This window comes from Paenibacillus naphthalenovorans (genome assembly GCF_001465255.1).
In the GTDB taxonomy this organism is placed as follows: Bacteria; Bacillota; Bacilli; order Paenibacillales; family NBRC-103111; genus Paenibacillus_G; species Paenibacillus_G naphthalenovorans.
On record NZ_CP013652.1, the window covers coordinates 3,559,304 to 3,576,761 of the forward strand.

Below are 17,458 nucleotides of genomic sequence, written 5' to 3' on the forward strand. Positions count from 1 at the left end.
CATCTCCTGTTCCTCGCCTCACGTCAAAGTCCTCTTTGACGATTCAGCCTGATTTCCAGTCTTCTGACCAGCAGAGAGGCCGGAAAACTGATCAGCAGAAACAGTATGCCGACCAGCGTATACGGCTCGAACACGCGGTACGAAACCGAAGCGATATTTTTGGCCGTAAGCAAGAGCTCCACAAGCGTAATCGCAGAAAGGACTGGCGTTTCTTTGAACATCACGATCAAATAATTGCCCATGATCGGCACGATCGGCGGTATGGCTTGGGGCAATACGATGGAAAACCACGTTCTCGGTTTAGAAAAATTCAGCGCAGTCGCCGCTTCCCATTGCCCCTTGGGGACGGCTTCGATGCCGGAACGGTACACTTCGGATAAATAGGTGCTGTAATGAAGTCCCAAGCCAATGATCCCGACGGCAAAAGCCGAAAGCGAAATATTCGCTATCAAGGGCAAGCTGTAATACAGGAAAAACACTTGTACCAGCAATGGCGTATTTCGCACGAATGCCGTCAGGGCCTTTGCCGCCAAAGCCAACGGTTTCCGGCGCGATCTGGCAGCCAGGGCCAGAACCAGGCCGCCTGCGCAGGCTAAGGCAAATCCCCCTGCCGTTGCCATAACCGTCATCTTTAATGCCCTGAGCAGCTCCGGCAGGATTTGCAGCGTATATTCCCAATTCCACATCGGCTACATCCTCCCCGACGCCGCTTTTCGTTCAGCCCACCGGGTGCATAAGGACACAATATAGGCCAAAACAAAGTAAAACAGAAGCAGCAGCGCAAAAATGTACGGCGTCATCGGGTAGTATTGGTTTCGGAGCAGCATCGCCTGATACGTCATATCGGCGAGCGTAATGAAATATACAAGAGAGGTCGATTTCAGCAGTTCGATCATTAAATTGCCGAATGGGGGCAGCATACGAACAAAAGCTTGGGGAAAAATAATTCTCGTCATCCGATCATAAGATGTCATATTCAGTGCAGTCGCCGCCTCCCACTGCCCTTTGGGAACAGCCAGAATCGCGCTGCGGACGATCTCCGACCCGTATGCGCCGAAATTGAGCCCGACGGCAAGCACGGCCGACGGCAGCTTCGGAAGCTCCACCCCCAGGAACGGCAGTGCAAAGTAAAGCCAGAATAACTGCACCAAGAGCGAGGTTCCGCGGAACAGCTCAACGTAAACCGCTGCGGCCGTCCGTACGGTCCGCCATCCGGACAGCCTGCAGAGTCCCGCCGTCACGGCGGCTCCAAAAGCAAGACATCCGGCAAGCACAGCTACCAAGACCGTTACTTTAGCTCCTTCCAGAAGCTGCGGCAGCATACTCATTACGGAAACATCCATGTTATTGACCGCACAGCTTCGCGGCCGTCATGTCGCCCGGAAGCTCATCCTCCGTGAATCCGAATTTCTGCAGGATCGTCAGAAGCTCGCCCGACTCCTTCAGCTTCTTCAATTCTGCATTGAATGCGTCTTTAAACTCCTGGTCATCCTGCCGGAAAGCGGTAGCTCCATATCCTCTGACACTTTTGCCGTCCACGATCGGCTGCTGGAAGTCGGACACCCGTTCCAAATTGCTGTCATTCGCCGTATCCAGCATGGACTGCAGCGATGGCCCCGTCATCGTAATCGCTTCCGCGCGTCCTGCTTGCAGGGCGCTGATGGCGGTTGCCTGATCGGGGACGACCAGTATGCGATCCCTGGGCACGCCGGATGCTTCCAAATACCCGATTTCCACCGCACCGGCCATAACCGCCACACGGGCACTCTTATTCCCGGCAATATCCTTGTAGCTGTATAAAGCCAAAGGATTCCCTTTTTTGACGGCAATCGCTTCTCCGATGCTGTACTCCGGATCGGCAAAAGCGACAGCCGAGCAGCGGTCCGGATGAATGAACATACCCGCAGTAATCAGATCAAACCGTTTGGCCTGCAAGCCGGCGATCAGAGAACCGAATTCGGTGAATTCACCGCGCATTTCGTTAATACCCAAATTTTTCAATACGGTCCGTGCAATCTCTACCGCTTCACCGGTCAGTTCCCCGTCCGCCGTTTGGTAGGCGTAAGGTTTTTCGTTGGCGAATCCTACTGTGACATAACCTTGTTCTTGCGCTCTGGCTAATGTGCCCTCTTTATTGCCTCCGGCGGCAGCCGGTCTGTCTCCCTCAGGAGCTCCGGCATCATTTACAGTTCCGCATCCTGCCACTGCCGCAAACAATAAAAGAATGAGCGGAATGTTCAACCATTGCCTCAAGCTGTCCCACATCCCTCCAAATGTTTTTGATCGCGATCACTTTAAATGCTAACATGATCTCATCTGTGGGTCATGTCGGATATCCCAGCATTATTCCAGATTATCCCTCTTCTCCTAGGGTAAGGAAAGCTCACCTGCCCTATACTCCTTATTCCCGGCATATCCTCCCGGATTATACCCAATTCTCCGGTTTACGTCGAAAGTCTTGCTATGTTATGGCATTACCATAATCCGTCCCTTATGTCAAATGACAAAATCCTACAAATAGCACATGAAAAAAGATCCTTAAGACCTATACCATTTTTTAAGAAAAGCTCGTAGCTGTGTATGTGACAGAAACAATTTGCCAGGGAGCATCGCCAGAAGCTTTGTTCAGCACAAAGGTAAATGTCTGTTTTTCCGGGCGCTTTCCTGCCGCGTGCACCGTCACCTCTACCGGAAGCTCGAAGCGGGTTTGTCCGCTGACGTCTTTTTCATTGAAATCGCTTATCTTCCGGATGGACTTGATTTGACCTATGGTTTGGATGAAATAGTGCAGCGCCGGATTCTCCCGGTCTGCAAACGATCTACGAAGCAGCTCGGGATCCTGTTGATTAAGGGCTACAAAGAAACTGTCGATCACCCCGTACGGAGATGCTTGCTTGAACGCTTCATCCAAACGGCCCGCCGCTTTGTAGACCATCCACTGATGGTCAGGGTCCACGTTCGCCGATCGATGCGTAGAGCTGCCGAGAAAATGGATGCAGAAGTGGCCGGAAAAGGCGTTATCCGGGATCCCGTCACCCCCGTGGGGCATTCCATGCATGGATGCGGCAAGCGACATCCCGTCGATTTGCACCAGTATGGCTCTTCGTCTCCAGCTCCACTCTCCGCTGTAGATTCGCTTCATTACCCCGGTATCCGCTTTGGTGAGCGGCTGCATGTCCGCATGGCTGCTCCCCGCCCGCCGCTGCGCCCGAAAACGCAAACCCGTTTCGAGATCCACGACCTGAACGACAGATTTCATATAGACCGTTCTCTTGGCGTCTTTCCAGGGAACCAGCCTTCCGTAATGAGCGGTCCGTGCAGCATGAATATAGTCTTTCATCTGCTCCTTTAAGGCAGGCTTCAACAGTAAGGTCTCCTTACGGCTTGTATCATACCAGTCCCCCTGTTCGTCAACCGCATACAAAACATCGCCTTCCGGGCTTTGCAGCCAAATATAGGTATCCGTCGGTGTCCGGCGCTGCGGCGTACCAGCTTTCAAGTTCCGAAGCTGTTTCATGAGAGACCTCGAGTGTACGGACAATTCCGTTATCATCTCCGATTCCGGAGATGCCTTGACGATAACCTTGATATGATCTTGCGGACGGGCGGCCGCAGCAGGGGGAACCGGCCGGATCATACCCAAGCTGATCAAAGCCGCAAGACAGACATGCATCAGGTTGCTCATCGCTTCTCCTCCGTTTCTTTGATCAAAAATACAAGCTTTAGCATTTTCCGCTTTCCACCGTTATATTCCTGAGTTCCCAATGAAAAAGTGAAGAGACGGGGCGTCTGTCCATATCCCTTTTCCTTTTTTGTCATAAAATAGAACCATATCTGAGATGGGTAGGTGATGAGCGGGTGCAATATTTGGATATGTTAACCCTTTTGGGTGCAGGAAGCGCGCACCCCGGCGGCTTTGCGGCCACACTGGAACAGCTGCGCCGTTTTCCTCTTCCACCGAAAAGCCGGGTACTCGAAGTCGGCTGCGGCACCGGCAGAACATCTTGCCACTTGGTTAAGCAGGGACACACCGTGACAGGGCTCGACATTCGGCCGGAAATGCTGGCAAAAGCAAGGGTTCGAGCCGAAAATGAAGGCCTGCAGCTTGATTTTGTCGAGGGCAGCATTACGGCTCTTCCGTTTGACGATGATACCTTCGATATCGTGCTGGCGGAATCCGTGACCAATTTTGCCGATATTCCCTCCGCTATCAAAGAATATCACCGCGTGCTGAAGCCCGGCGGCATGCTCTATGATCGCGAGGTTATCATTTCGGAATCTATCCCTGCGGATGTGTTCACGAAACTGACCGCCTTTTTCGGCTTTGGCGGACTGCTTACCGAAGAGGCATGGATCGCTTTGCTTCGGGATCATTTCTCGGATAGCCAGGTGCAGGACCGGTCGGCATTTCAAGAGCATATGGCCGCCGACCAGTCGATTCATCCCGATCTTCATCAAATCATCGATCAGCAGGCCATCCTCGACGCCGCCATCTGGCGTACTTCGCTGGAGCACGATGAGTTGATTCTGGATAATCGGGACTATATAAGCTACGCGCTGTTAATCGCACGCAAATAGGCTAAAGATCGAAAACTATTCAGTCAGGCGGGACCAAGATGAAGAAAATATCTTATATGGAAGCAGCGGAGCGGTTTGTTGCAAACCAATTTCCGTCTTGTGAGGCGGCCATTCTGGCCGGAAGTGTCGTGCAGGGGGGGGCGACCGAAACGTCGGATCTGGATATCGTCATATTGGACGAATCCGGTCCAGGTCCGTTTCGCCGGACATACAAAGCATTCGGTTGGGTGATTGAGGCGTTCGTTCTTACAAAAGAGACATATCGTTATTTCTTCGATCAAGGCATCGAGTGTGCCATTCCGTCGCTGCTTCGAATGTGCGCGGAAGGCGTGCCGATCCGCGGACACGAAACCGTCCTCAGCCTGGCTGAGGAGGCGAGGCGGGACCTGCTCGCCGGTCCTCCCGCCTGGTCCAGACAGGAGTTGGACCAGGCGCGGTACGAAATTGGCGAAGCGCTGCACGATTTGCTCGGCACAGATCATCGCGGCGAGGGCTTGTTTATCGCAGCCAAGCTGGCTGAGGGATTGGCCGCCTTCGCCCTTCGTACCGGAGGACAATGGCTCGGCGACGGAAAATGGATGTACCGCAGCCTGGAACGGTTTAATCCCGATCTGGGCAAGGAACTACTGGAAGCGCTCAACGCATATTACAAGCTCGACCGGAAGGAGCCGCTTGCCGTCCATGCCCTTTCGCTTCTGGAGCCTTACGGCGGGATATTGACGGAGGGCTACAGCGAGGGGGAGATGGAAGGGTTTGGGATCGAGTAGGAGAGGGCGGCTAACCCCCGTCCTCTCACCTATGAAAACATGCAATGGATTTGGTATAGATTAGCTTGGAGCAGACAGTATTTTCGCTAAGTCCTAGATGGAGAGCCATGACTTGCTGATTAACAGCAAACCACTCGGTTATTTGCCGTTTACGCCCTCTGTTCAACATCCCCCATGATACGAGTTCTAGGAGTACGTTAACCGCGTTGCCATCCAAGAAAAAGCATCGGCCGATTTCTTGCGGAACTTTGGCGTAAAACGTGGTATTGACTTCATAGAGATGCGTGGGTTCTTGTTCAGCACAGGTACTTCTAAACAAGCTAGATTGTAATTCTTCCCAATTCGTTAATTACACTTTTCATAGTCGGGACACCATACTGATTAGTTGCGATAGGATGTCTATATGATCGATTATGTCCTTTCCCACACTATCAATCGTCCTATGTATGTACATAGTTGCAGTCATATCTGAAAAAAAACGCAAGAATACGAAGATAACAAAAAACAGGTCAATCATGGTGGTATCTGACCATAATCGACCTGTTCAATGTAACGCTATGGCGTTAAATAGGGTATACTTTTTCAGCTATTCTGTGCGTACATCTCAATTCATGCAAACTTCCTACAGGTAGAACAAAGGTTATGTTGGTAATCATGAGGTAAAGTGGTTCATTCGTTTGTGGGTAACCCTCCGTTTTGTCATGTAACTACAATCAAATAACGGAAGGTCTATTCAAATCCAAAATGTCAACGTCTGACTCTTCCAATAAATCTTCTAACGCTTCGCTCCCATGTTTTTGGGCGTATACAAACTCTGTATCAGAAATTGGAATTGCCTGTAACCAAGCTACTTTTTTATCTTCAAAATGTAGGGTTTCAAGGTCCTTATCCCATAAAAATGGACTCACGAACAAAATATGTTTTGTGTTTAATTCTGGGTAATACATTTTTACAATGTTAGGGTAAATTGTTCCCGGTGAACATGAATAATCGGAATTGATAACATTAAAAGCACAAGTACTAATAATATTGCCGAATTGTTCATATTCAGCAGGACTAGCACCAACAAACTCAATTCTTAATGGCTTATCTTCAACACTTAATCCGATATCGTAACTTGATAAACCGATAGTTGAGTAAGATACTTCACCACCGCAAGGGGAGTCAACAGACTGAAGTATAGCTATCTTACTTATGTTATTATCATCCCCATAATTAAACACAGAAGCCTTGCCTCCAAATATATCAGCTATATATTTGGCAATTTGTTTTTTTTCGGGCGTTACACTCATCCCTCGTCATCCTCTCTTAATGGACCTAAATAGCTATCCGTGTCATCCTCTAGTTTATGACTTCTATTTGAACTTGGCAATTCGGGGACATAATGGTCAGGATTATTATGTTCATCTAAAAACTGTTTCCTAGAAATTCCTCTCTCAGCCGCACTAATTTAATGTTTTCTAAACTCGTATCCCGGTTTATGACCCATACCCCACGGTTCTTCTTTGTTCATTACTTTTCTAGTGAGTGGTTCTCTTACTTTACCATCACTATCTTTGGCATTATCCCAAACTTTGCCCTAAAGATGACGCCCATGCTGGGCGTACAAATATAAACAGCGGATCGGGAACCCCGATCCGCTGTTTGCACTTCTATTACAAACTGTTATTGGCGAATACAGGCAATACGATTTCGACCGTTGTTCCTTTTCCTACCTCGCTCGAAATAGATACATGACCGCCGTGTCTTTCAATGATTTGAAAGCTGACCATCATCCCAAGGCCTGTGCCGTGCTCCTTGGTCGTAAAAAACGGATGGCCGATCCGCTCCAATTGATCGGCAGGTATGCCGCTGCCTTGATCAATCACACGCACGACAATCCGGTCCTCTTCCAGCTTGTTCGCCCGAACCGTAATGATACCGCCATGCGGCATCGCCTCTACCGCATTTTTCATCACGTTGATGAATACCTGTTTAAGCTGATTCTCATCGCCGTCAATGAAGGGAAGGCTCTGTTCGCATTCCTTGACGATTTCGATACTGTTCATAATCGCTTGAGACTCGACCAATGTCGTGACGTGCTCCAGCAAACGGTGAATGTCTACCGGCAGGTATTGAACCGCCCGAGGCTTGGCCAGAATCAGCATTTCACCCAATATCTGTTCAATCCGGTTGATTTCCGATGAGATGATGTCGTAGTACTGCTGCTTATCCGCCGCTCCCGATTTCAGAAGCTGGATAAAGCCTTTGACGGCGGTCAGCGGATTACGAAGTTCGTGGGCAATTCCCGCGGCCAGCTGTCCGACGAGCGATAGCTTCTCCGAATTTTGCAGCAATTCCTGCGCCTTGCGGGCTTCGCTAATATCTTTTGCAATAATGCGCACGGCATAATGCCCTTCATACCAGGTAGGAACCGCCGAAAACTCCACCTCAACCGGCTCTCCCTGCACGGTAATAAACTTGCCTTTAAACGTGGTAACGAAATCATCGTTACTTAACGTTTCGGTCAGACTGGATGCCGCCTGAAGCACGTCCGGATCAATGAAATCGTGGACCGGTTTGTTCAGCAGCTCGCCCCTGTTGGCGGCTCCCAACAGCCGGACAGCCATTTCGTTCACACAGACCCACTTGCCGTCCTGCTGAATAAGGAGCGCTTCCGGCATCTCTTCAATAAGCCTCCTGTATTTCTCCTCGCTTTTCAGCAGCTCTTCCTCAGCCTGTTTTCTAGTAGTAATATCCCGTCCGACCGTCATAATATTACTGATCTGTCCATTTTCATCCTTGATTAATTTAACCGAATTTTCCATCCATATGTAATTTCCTTTTTTATGTAAGACTCGGCATATATGTATACAATCATCTGTATAACCATCCATGTGCTTACTCTGTATCTGCTGAAAATCCTCTGGATGAATCAATTCGGCAGAATTTCTCCCGATCAATTCCTCCTCATGGTATCCCAGCAGGCGGTGTATAGCCGGAGAGGTATAAAGAATGATACCTTCCGGATCACAATACGAAATAATATCATGCGAATGGACCGCGATCAGCTCGTAAAGCTGCGGACATTTTTGTTCCTGCACCGGAATAATCGGACTTGTCCCCAGTGCTGTATCATTCCCCTGCCGTTCATCATGATTCCGGGAATCCCCCCCGGGCTGGGTCAGGTATAAAATGAACCAGGCCTCCGTACCCGTTTCCTCGCTTACGTATTTGGAAGCCGTTATTCTTAAAGGCACCGCATAGCCTTCCCGGTGGCGCCAGTCGAATTCCATCTGACGGGAGGTGCTTTCACTTGAAAGCAGGTTCAGTTCATCCCAAAACTTCCTCTTGTTTTCCAAGCTGTCGGGGTGGCACAAATCATCAATCATTTGTCCGACAAATTCCGACTCCGAATAACCCAAAATCTGGCATAACGCCTTGTTAGCTGCCAATAAACGGCCGGAAGCGGCTGCCAAAGCCATACCTGCCGGGGAATGATGGAAACTAAGGAGAAACAAGGGGTGATTAATAAGATTGTCTATAGCCATTCCATGCCTCCTGCAATTTTTCCAGCCACTGGTATTATTAAAGAAAACATTCTATGTACAGGCCGGTTTATCCTTCTATTCTAATGCAAAAAATTCATCTTTTGGCTGACAATGAGTGAGCCCTTTCGTTGAAAAACAACGGCGGCGCACAAGCAAGAAGGTAACGGCAGGTTCTTCAAGACGCATGCGCATAAGGTAAAGACTACCCGTGTGCAATGATCGCCAAAAAGGTCCTTCGCGCGAAGCAAAGGACCTTTTTGAGGTGATGAGGTTCTTATATCAATAAAGTGAGAGCGCCAATGTGTCTCTCTCGTTAATCGAATGAAGGATCGCTTCACAGCCTACCACTTCAATACTAATCAACGTTTGAAGACATTTCTTCAGTGCATGTCTTCCCGTCTCTAACTTATTGTCCAACGCCGTCTTCAGCAGCTTTAACGTTTTCTTATTCAAGTTGTCGGCGAAAACGGGGATTTGTTTGTTTTCGATCGTGACGAACACTTTCATCCCTAACACCGTCCCTACATATCAGATTTGCTTATTTATTGATAGGATAAATTACGATTATTAAAATAAGCTTAAAATATTATTACAAATTGTCAACATCTTTTTGCATTTTTTTTAAGAAATGATGCTGACTTGAAAAATCGAATATGATTCTCGTGAAGGACAAACCATATATTCGACAAAGTGTGAGGGAAGCCGGAAGAGTGTCCATTTCCCGGGAAATTCGTCGAGTCATTATTTCGGGCTAATGGAATCAGTTATAGGAAAGCTCCCATTCGCGGCTTACAAGGAATTTTCTGCTGCTAAGCCATATATATCCATGTGGCCACCCCTTGGTGCTTATTGCTTTTAGTTGTTATTATATTATAATAATTATAATTTTCAATAGATACAAACAAATTAAATAACCCTCCTCTTTGCGGCTGGTGAACATTTCTCCACGGCCCATATAGGGGGGATTTGAACATCACATTACACTCCGTCTTCCCATTTTCTCTTCATCCTCGAAAAATGAATGCTGAATATCCCCTTCAAACGCCAGCGATCGTTGCCGATCATGCGCTCCCTGCCTTTTCACCTCCGGCAACTATGGGATTTCCCTCCCATCCGCAACCGGGATCTGATCATGAATAACGCTTGAACATCAGATTAGCTTCATCCATTCTTCATCAAACCTTCATATAATGATCATGACCGTTTTGCATAACACTGATATTATTGAATATAATTAGATTAAGTCTAATTTTAATTTTAAAGGAGGACGCTATGCAAATCACGATCAACGATGCCATTCGTCATTTACAGGCGGCTAATATTCGTATAACAAAACAAAGAGAGCTCATTTTGGAGCATTTATATTTGAAATTATCTCACCCTACGGCTGAAGAATTGTTCGAGTCGATTTATGCCGCTTATCCGAAGTACGTGAGCATGACGACTATTTACAAAAATCTCCGCACGTTAAAGGGGCTGGGGCTGCTGAAGGATTTTCATACTCATCATGGCGATATTCTGCGGTATGATACGAATACCGAGCCTCATCATCATTTGTATTGCGTTCATTGCAGCAAAATCCAGGACTTTACGGCGGCCCTGCCGGAATTAGCCGAATTCGGAAACGGCTTCCGGCCGGAGAACGCCTATCTTGAAGTATCCGGTATATGCGATTCCTGTGAGCGGCTTCAGCTTCAAGGCCAAAGCTTCAAAGTCGCCATTTGAAGGGGAACGTAATCACGAAACTGAAAAAAGCACTCACCGAAAGGAAAACCTTCCGGCGGGTGCTTTTTGAACGTTCACTTGCTTATTCCGATTATTTCCAAGGCAGCAGTTTGCGTTCAAGCCACTGAAGTCCCCGATTGAAGAGAAGGCCTAACAAAGACAGGAGCAGAACCCCAACCATCAGCTTCGTCGTAATCATCAAATTCCCGTAATGCAGAATCATCGATCCGATTCCTTGTTGAGCCGCGATCATTTCCGCCGATACCAGAAGCAGTAAGGAGGTACCGGCCGCGAGCTTAAGCCCGGCGAAGATCATCGGCAGGGCCCCGGGAAGAATGACCTTCCGAATGACGTTCAGATGGCTGGAGCCGAACGTAACCGCTGCTTTGATCCATATGGGATCCACGTTCTTGACGCCCGAGAATGTATTGATCACCACGGGAAAAAATACACCAAGGGCAATCATTGTAAACTTGGGCGCTTCCCCGATCCCGAGCCATAGAATAATCAAAGGCAGCAAAGCAATTTTCGGAATCGGATAAATGGAATACACCACAGGCGAAAGTACAGCGTCTGCCCAGCGCGAAAAGCCCAGAATGAGCCCGATCAGAATGCCGCTGACCGCGCCAATGCCATACCCGACGATAATCCGGGACAAGCTGGCCAGGATGTTCTCATGCAGCTCACCGCTGGACAGCATCTCCCAGCCGTCCGATAAAATCAGCGTCGGAGCAGGCAGGAACAATGGCGGCACAAGCCCCAGCCGGCAAATGATCTCCCACAGAAGCAGGAGACCGACAATACCGAGCACGGACGCATAAGCCGGTATTTTCTGCTCCAGGAAGGATACGCGGTTGCGAATCACATGCCGCTGCAGTCCTTGTGCCGAAGCATGGGCAGTCCTTTCCGGTATCGATTCATTTGATGCTTGACTCATGCCCTAACCCTCCTTCAGCGCTTCCTGTGCATCATGCCGGATCAGCTGCCAGATTTCATTTGCGTACCGCTCGAAGGCCGCGCGATGCTCTTCCCGGTCTCTTCCCGTCTTGGGAAGATCGATATGAATCACTTCCTTGATTTGTCCCGGATGACGGGAAAGCACGATCACCCGGTCAGCCAAATAGACCGCCTCTTGAATATTGTGCGTGACATATAAAGTGCTTAATCGGGTACGGTTCCAGATGGAAAGCAGCTCCTCCTGCATCAGCGTACGCGTCTGCGCATCCAACGCGGAGAACGGTTCGTCCATCAGCAGCAAATCCGGTTCGACGGCAAGCGCCCTGGCAATGCCCGCGCGTTGACGCATCCCGCCCGACAGCTGTTTGGGATAAGCCGATTCAAATCCCGTGAGCCCGACCATATCGATATAATATTTGCCTTTTTCCTGCTGCTCCTGCTTGCTCGCACCCTGCTCTTCCAGACCGAACACCACATTCTCGTAAACCGTCCTCCAGGGAAAAAGCGCAATTTCCTGAAAAACGATGCCGAGCCGGGGAGGTTTGTCCGAAGATAAACCCTCAAAATATACCTCTCCTCCCGAAGGAGACAGCAACCCGCCGACAATATTGAGAAGTGTAGACTTCCCGCATCCGCTGGGACCGACCAATACCACAAACTCTTGCTCTTCAATCGTAAAGTTGATATTTCTAAGAGCGGTAACCTCTCGCTTCTTCGAGTCGATAAACCGTTTCTCCACGTTGTCCACTACGATTCTCATGGCATTATTTCTCCAGCTTGCTGAGCGCTTCGTCCAGCAGAGCAGTATTAACAATCTCTTGGGTGTCGATGGCTTTGTCGATCAGCTTCTCTTTGGCATACCATTCTACCTGCGTTTTGATGTCTTCGGCCAAAAGCTTCCCGTCACGATCGATATAAGGAAGTCCTTGCTTCACGACTTCTTCGGGTTGGTCCGTGTATTTGGCAACGATCTTAACCACTTCGTCATAATTGGCTCCCGGTACGAGCTTGCCGTCTTTTTTGGTCAGCACTGCATCGTAGTAATAGCGTGTAGCTTTGGCATACGCCTTCAAAAAGCGTACGGCCGCATCCTGGTTGCCCGCCAGCTTGGGTGAGAAGAAGATACCGGAGGTTTGATACTCGATTTCGTCTCCTACCTGAGCGATGACTTTACCGTAACCTTCCTTCACTACAGCGGTGATGTTCGGCTCATTCAGCATAACCGCATCCACCTGCTTGCTCTTGAGCGACTCCATCAAGCCTTTAATACTGTTCAAAGGCACCAATTGAACATCCTTTAGCGTCAGTCCGTGCTTTTCAAGCAGGCGTCCGGCCATGTAATGATAGGTTGATCCGGTTTGTGTAATACCGATTTTCTTTCCTTTCAATTCCTCAATCGCTTTGACCGGAGAATCGGATGGAACCATCAGGGCTGTAGAAGAATAGCCTTCCTGCTCTCTGCCTTTGTCGGCAACAATCACGAGCTTTTGCCCGCCGGCTACCATGTTGTACAAGCTTGCCGTAATTCCGGTTGCCCCCACATCCACGCTTCCTCCTGCAGTGGCTACAGCAATCGGCTGCGCCGCATCGAACCATTTGGCTTTCGCGTCGATATTTTCCTCTTGAAAGAATCCTTTCTCAAGCCCGATAAATAATGGCGCGGAACTGGCCAGCTTGAGCATGCCGATTTCTACCGATACCGCTTCCGTTTGCGTTTTGGGGGATTCTGTTGAGTTCCCCGGTGCTGCTTCCTTATTCCCGCAGCCTGCAAGAGCAGTGGTGATGAACAGCACTGCAGTCAATGCGAAGAGTGATGCTTTTTTCATTCTGTTAACCCTCCAGTTTTTCTAGTTGATTTTGGGGCAAATCTTATACGCATTCGACACGTATTTGCAATATTCCTTCAAAGCTTCTAAATTTATGGCATGACCGGGTCGAATGGTATGTGCTAATGTAAATCAAAGTCATGAAATCAACAGCCGGCTTTTCCTCCTTCAAGTCTTATGCTGCGGCATGTCAATACCTCCGCATAAGAAATAGACCGCTCCGCCCAAGGACCCGGTCTACGGTCTGCAGCTCTTATGATAACACTGCACAGTCTGGTACTTCAAGCCAGATCGCAATCCTCCTTCATTTTTTGTCGATAACCCGGAACGACGCGGTTGCCATCGAGCACAAAATGTTATTTTCGTTCTTTAGCGTTGCCTGGGTGGTAATCGTTCTGGCTGACATATGAACGATTTCCGCCACCGCCGTCACTTTGCCCTTGCCTGCCGGCGCGGTAAAATGCATATTCAAGCCCGAAGTGACGACATCGCTGTCCGGACGGGCGGTCATCGCTGTAAGACCCATCGCGGTATCGAGCAGCGACGTATGCACGCCTCCGTGAAGAATGCCGATGAAATTCAGATGGTGCTCTTTCACATCCAGCGTGACGATGGCCCTATGTTCGTTCCATTCCACCAATTCACAGCCCAGATAGCCCCAAAAGGTATGCTGAGCCTCCTCCAGCATGCGTTCGATTTTTTTTTGAATTTGTTCAGTATTCACAGTATCTCTCCATTCGGCGGCCAGACGTTCCTGCCCCAGTGTTCGAGCTCCTTTGCTTTCAAGGACTCTTCTTCCTTCCGGACAATATAAGTTTACACCGTTTCACCGCGGAAGGGGATCGGCACGCCCAAGGCGGCGGCTTCTTCCCTATCCGATGCATAAACGGCGCCTCCTCGATTTCCCGGGGAACCTATTGAAGCCTCCGGCAATTGTTCTATCTCTCATACGGTCCTTGATATCATAATACCCTTTCTCGTCCATTCGCGCCATATCCGCCGCATATATACAACCATCTTCCGGCATACGGCACGCGGCCGGGATCCTTCAGATGGTTCCATCGGATTAGCGCACGAATTTCTCCGACTCCAACACTCTGGCGGCGATTTGCCGCTTTAGCCCTACCGTATTGACCGGCGTACGGCGGGCCAGCTTCTTTAATACGGAAAGCTGAGTGCGCAGCACGTCTCCGGTCTCTACAGCCGACAGTGTCTCTTTGGCAAGCGACTCTATCCTTTCGAACGCCTCATGCACGAAGACCCTTGTCATATCGATGGCGCATGCCGTTTTGTCTTCGCCCTGTTTTGCGATCCGTTGTCGGGTACGAAGGAGTGAGCTTTCCATAGCATAGATCTGAATCATCATATCCGCCAGATGGCTGAGCGCTTCCTGTTCCTGCTCAAGCCGCGTCTGATATTTCTGGACGGCGGCTCCGCCCGTCATCAGAAATATCTTTTTGGCCATGGAAACCAGGTGCGTTTCTTCCTCTAATATGCCCTCAAACTGCTGCCCCGAAACGAGCTGAAGCAGCTCCGACTGAAGCGCCTGCACTTTCTGGATGAGCGGCAGCTCGCCCTTCATGGCGCGTCTCATCAGCGTGCCGGGGATGAGCAAACGATTGATTTCATTCGTCCCTTCAAAGATGCGGTTGATCCGCGAATCACGGTATATGCGCTCGATTTTGTATTCCTGGATAAAACCGTAGCCGCCGTGAATCTGCACGCCTTCATCCGCTACGAACTGGAGGGTTTCCGAACCAAACACCTTATTGATGGAGTACTCCAGCGCATACTCGGCTATCGCCTTGGCGGACTGGACTCCCGCTTCCGGACTGCCGTGATCGATATCGCTGAGCCCCGCATCCATCAAGCCCGCCGTGCGGTAGACCATGCTTTCAAGCGCATAAGTACGAACATTCATTTCGGCCAGCTTCTTGCCGATGAGCGGAAAGGAGGAGATTGGTTTGCCGAATTGCTTGCGTGCATTGGCATATTTGGCGGATATTTCGATTGCATCCTTCGAGGCGCCGAGACAGCCCGCGGCCAGCTTGAAACGGCCGATGTTCAGTATATTGAAGGCGATTAAATGGCCTTTGCCCGCCTCCCACAGCAGGTTTTCCACGGGAACCTTTACATCTTCAAGGATGAGCGCGCAGGTGGAGGACCCTTTGATGCCCATCTTCTTTTCCTCCGGACCGATGCTCACGCCTTCCATCTTCCGCTCCACTATGAAGGTGCTGAAGTCCTTTCCGTCCACCTTCGCATAAACGATGAAAATATCCGCGAAGCCCGCGTTGGTGATAAATTGCTTCATCCCGTTAAGGACGTAATAGCGGCCGTCCTCCGATAGACGCGCCGTCGTTTTCGCGCCAAGCGCATCCGAGCCCGATGAAGGCTCGGTCAGGCAGTAGGCCGCGATGAGCCTGCCGCTGGCCAGATCGGGCAAATATTTCTTTTTCTGCTCCGGCGTGCCGAAATAAACGATCGGGAGAGTGCCGATGCCGACATGGGCACCGACGGACAGTGCGAAAGAAGAGGCTTTGGACAACCGCTCACTGATCAGTGTCGTGCTGACTTTGTCGAGTCCGAGTCCGCCCAGCGCTTCCGGCACATCCGCGCCCAGAAGTCCGAGCTCGCCGCTCTTTTTCAGCAGCTTCAAGGTCAACTCGTAGTTCAGCTTCTCGATTTCCTCATCGACCGGAAGCACTTCGCCTTCCACGAAATCTGCCGTCGTCCCCGCAATCAAACGCTGCTCCGCCGTCAGTTCATCCGGTGTAACGATGGCTTGACAGTCCAGGTCTTCCAAGACAAAACTGCCGCCTATCACTTTGTCCGCCATATCCATCTCTCCTCCATCGTATGATATTTCAACCCGCTATTTCGGGTACACTTCAAACACACCGGCCGCCCCCATGCCGCCGCCGATGCACATCGACACCACACCATAACCTCCGCCGCGGCGACGCAGCTCGTAGATCAGGCCTGCTGTCAGCTTCGTACCCGTGCAGCCGAGCGGATGACCGAGAGCAATCGCGCCTCCGTTGACATTCACCAGGCTCTCATCCAGCTGAAGCTCCCGGATAATATGCACGCATTGAGAAGCGAACGCTTCATTGATTTCAAAGAGCCGGATATCCTCCAGGCCGAGACCCGCGCGCTCAAGTGCCATTGGGATCGCCTCTACCGGTCCGACGCCCATGATTTCAGGGTTTACCCCCGTCAGGGCGAACGAGCGAAAGGCAGCGAGCGGCGAAAGTCCCAGCTTCTCCGCTTTCTCCCGGCTCATCACGAGTACGGCAGCTGCACCGTCGCTCATCTGCGAGGCGTTGCCCGCGGTAACGGAGCCGCCCGCTTTGAACGCCGGCTTCAGCTTGGCCAGTCCCTCCAGCGTCGTATCCGGACGAATCCCTTCGTCCATATCCAGTACAACCGGCTTCTCCCAAGGCTTGCCGTTATCGCCAAAGCCTCTGAGCGACGTGTGAACCGGAACGATCTCTTCCTTGAAGGCTCCGGACCGGACGGCCGCTGCCGCTTTGCGGTGGCTCGACATCGCGAACCGGTCCTGATCCTCGCGGGAAATGCCGAAGCGGTCTGCCACATTCTCCGCCGTGTGGCCCATGCCGATATAGGCCTGCGGCATCTCCTGCACGAGCTTCGGATGCGGCGACAGCTTGAAGCCGGTCATCGGCACGCGGCTCATGCTTTCCACGCCGCCTGCGATGATGATATCGGCGCCGCCCGCGATAATGCGCTCGGCTGCAAAAGCGATCGACTGCAGGCCCGACGAACAGAACCGGTTGATCGTCAAGGCCGGCACCGTCGAAGGGAATCCGGCGTACAGCGACATGATACGGGCGAAATTCAAGCCCTGCTCCCCTTCGGGCATCGCGCATCCGATGATGATGTCCTCCACGTCCTCTTTCTTCACGCCCGGCACCCGGTCAACGACAGCCTGAAGCACCGTTCTCCCCAAATCCTCCGCCCGGGTATGGGCCAAGCTGCCTTTTTTCGCCCGGCCTACCGGGGTGCGGACAGCGGAAACAATGACGGCTTCTCTCATGAGCGTTCACCTCTT

16 protein-coding genes and 1 pseudogene are annotated in these 17,458 nt (G+C 50.7%); 3 read left to right on the forward strand and 14 right to left on the reverse strand.

Features of this window, described 5'->3' with window-relative positions; translation table 11 throughout:
* Positions 1–23: 23 nt before the first annotated feature.
* From ehuD to IJ22_RS17525, 4 genes are all read right to left on the reverse strand, one after another.
* Entirely contained in the window at positions 24–686 is a 663-nt protein-coding gene (ehuD, locus tag IJ22_RS17510) for an ectoine/hydroxyectoine ABC transporter permease subunit EhuD (protein ID WP_062409735.1), read from the reverse strand.
* 3 nt (positions 687–689) lie between these two features.
* On the reverse strand, positions 690–1,343 hold the full coding sequence (ehuC, locus tag IJ22_RS17515) for an ectoine/hydroxyectoine ABC transporter permease subunit EhuC (protein ID WP_062409736.1): 654 nt from the start codon (positions 1,341–1,343) through the stop codon (positions 690–692).
* Position 1,344: 1 nt separating this feature from the next.
* On the reverse strand, positions 1,345–2,205 hold the full coding sequence (ehuB, locus tag IJ22_RS17520) for an ectoine/hydroxyectoine ABC transporter substrate-binding protein EhuB (RefSeq protein WP_375256471.1): 861 nt from the start codon (positions 2,203–2,205) through the stop codon (positions 1,345–1,347).
* A gap of 352 nt (positions 2,206–2,557) precedes the next feature.
* Positions 2,558–3,685: a hypothetical protein gene (locus IJ22_RS17525; protein ID WP_062409738.1), complete on the reverse strand. Its 1,128-nt coding sequence runs from the start codon at positions 3,683–3,685 to the stop codon at positions 2,558–2,560.
* A 173-nt stretch (positions 3,686–3,858) separates the two neighbouring features.
* On the opposite strand from IJ22_RS17525, the gene IJ22_RS17530 reads away from it, so the two are divergent.
* On the forward strand, positions 3,859–4,578 hold the full coding sequence (locus IJ22_RS17530; protein WP_054817563.1) for a class I SAM-dependent methyltransferase: 720 nt from the start codon (positions 3,859–3,861) through the stop codon (positions 4,576–4,578).
* A 38-nt stretch (positions 4,579–4,616) separates the two neighbouring features.
* Positions 4,617–5,345: a nucleotidyltransferase domain-containing protein gene (locus tag IJ22_RS17535; RefSeq protein WP_062409739.1), complete on the forward strand. Its 729-nt coding sequence runs from the start codon at positions 4,617–4,619 to the stop codon at positions 5,343–5,345.
* 713 nt (positions 5,346–6,058) lie between these two features.
* On the opposite strand, the gene IJ22_RS17540 is transcribed toward IJ22_RS17535, so the two are convergent.
* The 4 genes and pseudogenes from IJ22_RS17540 to IJ22_RS17550 form a co-directional block, all read right to left on the reverse strand.
* The gene (locus IJ22_RS17540) at positions 6,059–6,637 is read right to left on the reverse strand and encodes a suppressor of fused domain protein (RefSeq protein WP_054817562.1); all 579 of its coding nucleotides are present in this window, start codon (positions 6,635–6,637) and stop codon (positions 6,059–6,061) included.
* A pseudogene (locus IJ22_RS25805) lies at positions 6,634–6,921 on the reverse strand (HNH/ENDO VII family nuclease); the annotation flags it as partial. The gene IJ22_RS17540 and the pseudogene IJ22_RS25805, both read right to left, overlap by 4 nt.
* Positions 6,922–7,000: 79 nt before the next feature.
* Complete coding sequence (locus IJ22_RS17545; RefSeq protein WP_062409740.1) at positions 7,001–8,875, reverse strand: PAS domain S-box protein; 1,875 nt, start codon at positions 8,873–8,875, stop codon at positions 7,001–7,003.
* Between the two features lie 279 nt (positions 8,876–9,154).
* Positions 9,155–9,382: a hypothetical protein gene (locus IJ22_RS17550; protein ID WP_054817559.1), complete on the reverse strand. Its 228-nt coding sequence runs from the start codon at positions 9,380–9,382 to the stop codon at positions 9,155–9,157.
* Between the two features lie 765 nt (positions 9,383–10,147).
* On the opposite strand from IJ22_RS17550, the gene IJ22_RS17555 reads away from it, so the two are divergent.
* Positions 10,148–10,600: a Fur family transcriptional regulator gene (locus tag IJ22_RS17555; RefSeq protein WP_054817558.1), complete on the forward strand. Its 453-nt coding sequence runs from the start codon at positions 10,148–10,150 to the stop codon at positions 10,598–10,600.
* A 91-nt stretch (positions 10,601–10,691) separates the two neighbouring features.
* Here IJ22_RS17555 and IJ22_RS17560 read toward each other — a convergent pair whose 3' ends face one another.
* The 6 genes from IJ22_RS17560 to IJ22_RS17585 all read right to left on the reverse strand — a co-directional run bounded on the left by IJ22_RS17560 (position 10,692) and on the right by IJ22_RS17585 (position 17,443).
* A complete protein-coding gene (locus IJ22_RS17560; protein WP_082660869.1) occupies positions 10,692–11,537 on the reverse strand; it encodes an ABC transporter permease in 846 nt (281 codons plus the stop codon).
* A 3-nt stretch (positions 11,538–11,540) separates the two neighbouring features.
* Positions 11,541–12,317 (reverse strand): ABC transporter ATP-binding protein, encoded by a 777-nt coding sequence (locus IJ22_RS17565; RefSeq protein ID WP_054817557.1) that lies wholly within the window; start codon positions 12,315–12,317, stop codon positions 11,541–11,543.
* 4 nt (positions 12,318–12,321) lie between these two features.
* Positions 12,322–13,383, reverse strand: a complete 1,062-nt coding sequence (locus tag IJ22_RS17570; protein ID WP_062409741.1) for an ABC transporter substrate-binding protein — start codon at positions 13,381–13,383, stop codon at positions 12,322–12,324.
* Between the two features lie 304 nt (positions 13,384–13,687).
* Entirely contained in the window at positions 13,688–14,107 is a 420-nt protein-coding gene (locus IJ22_RS17575; protein ID WP_235594162.1) for a PaaI family thioesterase, read from the reverse strand.
* A gap of 342 nt (positions 14,108–14,449) precedes the next feature.
* The gene (locus IJ22_RS17580) at positions 14,450–16,222 is read right to left on the reverse strand and encodes an acyl-CoA dehydrogenase family protein (RefSeq protein ID WP_062409743.1); all 1,773 of its coding nucleotides are present in this window, start codon (positions 16,220–16,222) and stop codon (positions 14,450–14,452) included.
* Positions 16,223–16,258: 36 nt separating this feature from the next.
* Complete coding sequence (locus IJ22_RS17585; protein WP_062409744.1) at positions 16,259–17,443, reverse strand: acetyl-CoA C-acyltransferase; 1,185 nt, start codon at positions 17,441–17,443, stop codon at positions 16,259–16,261.
* Between the last annotated feature and the right edge of the window lie 15 nt (positions 17,444–17,458).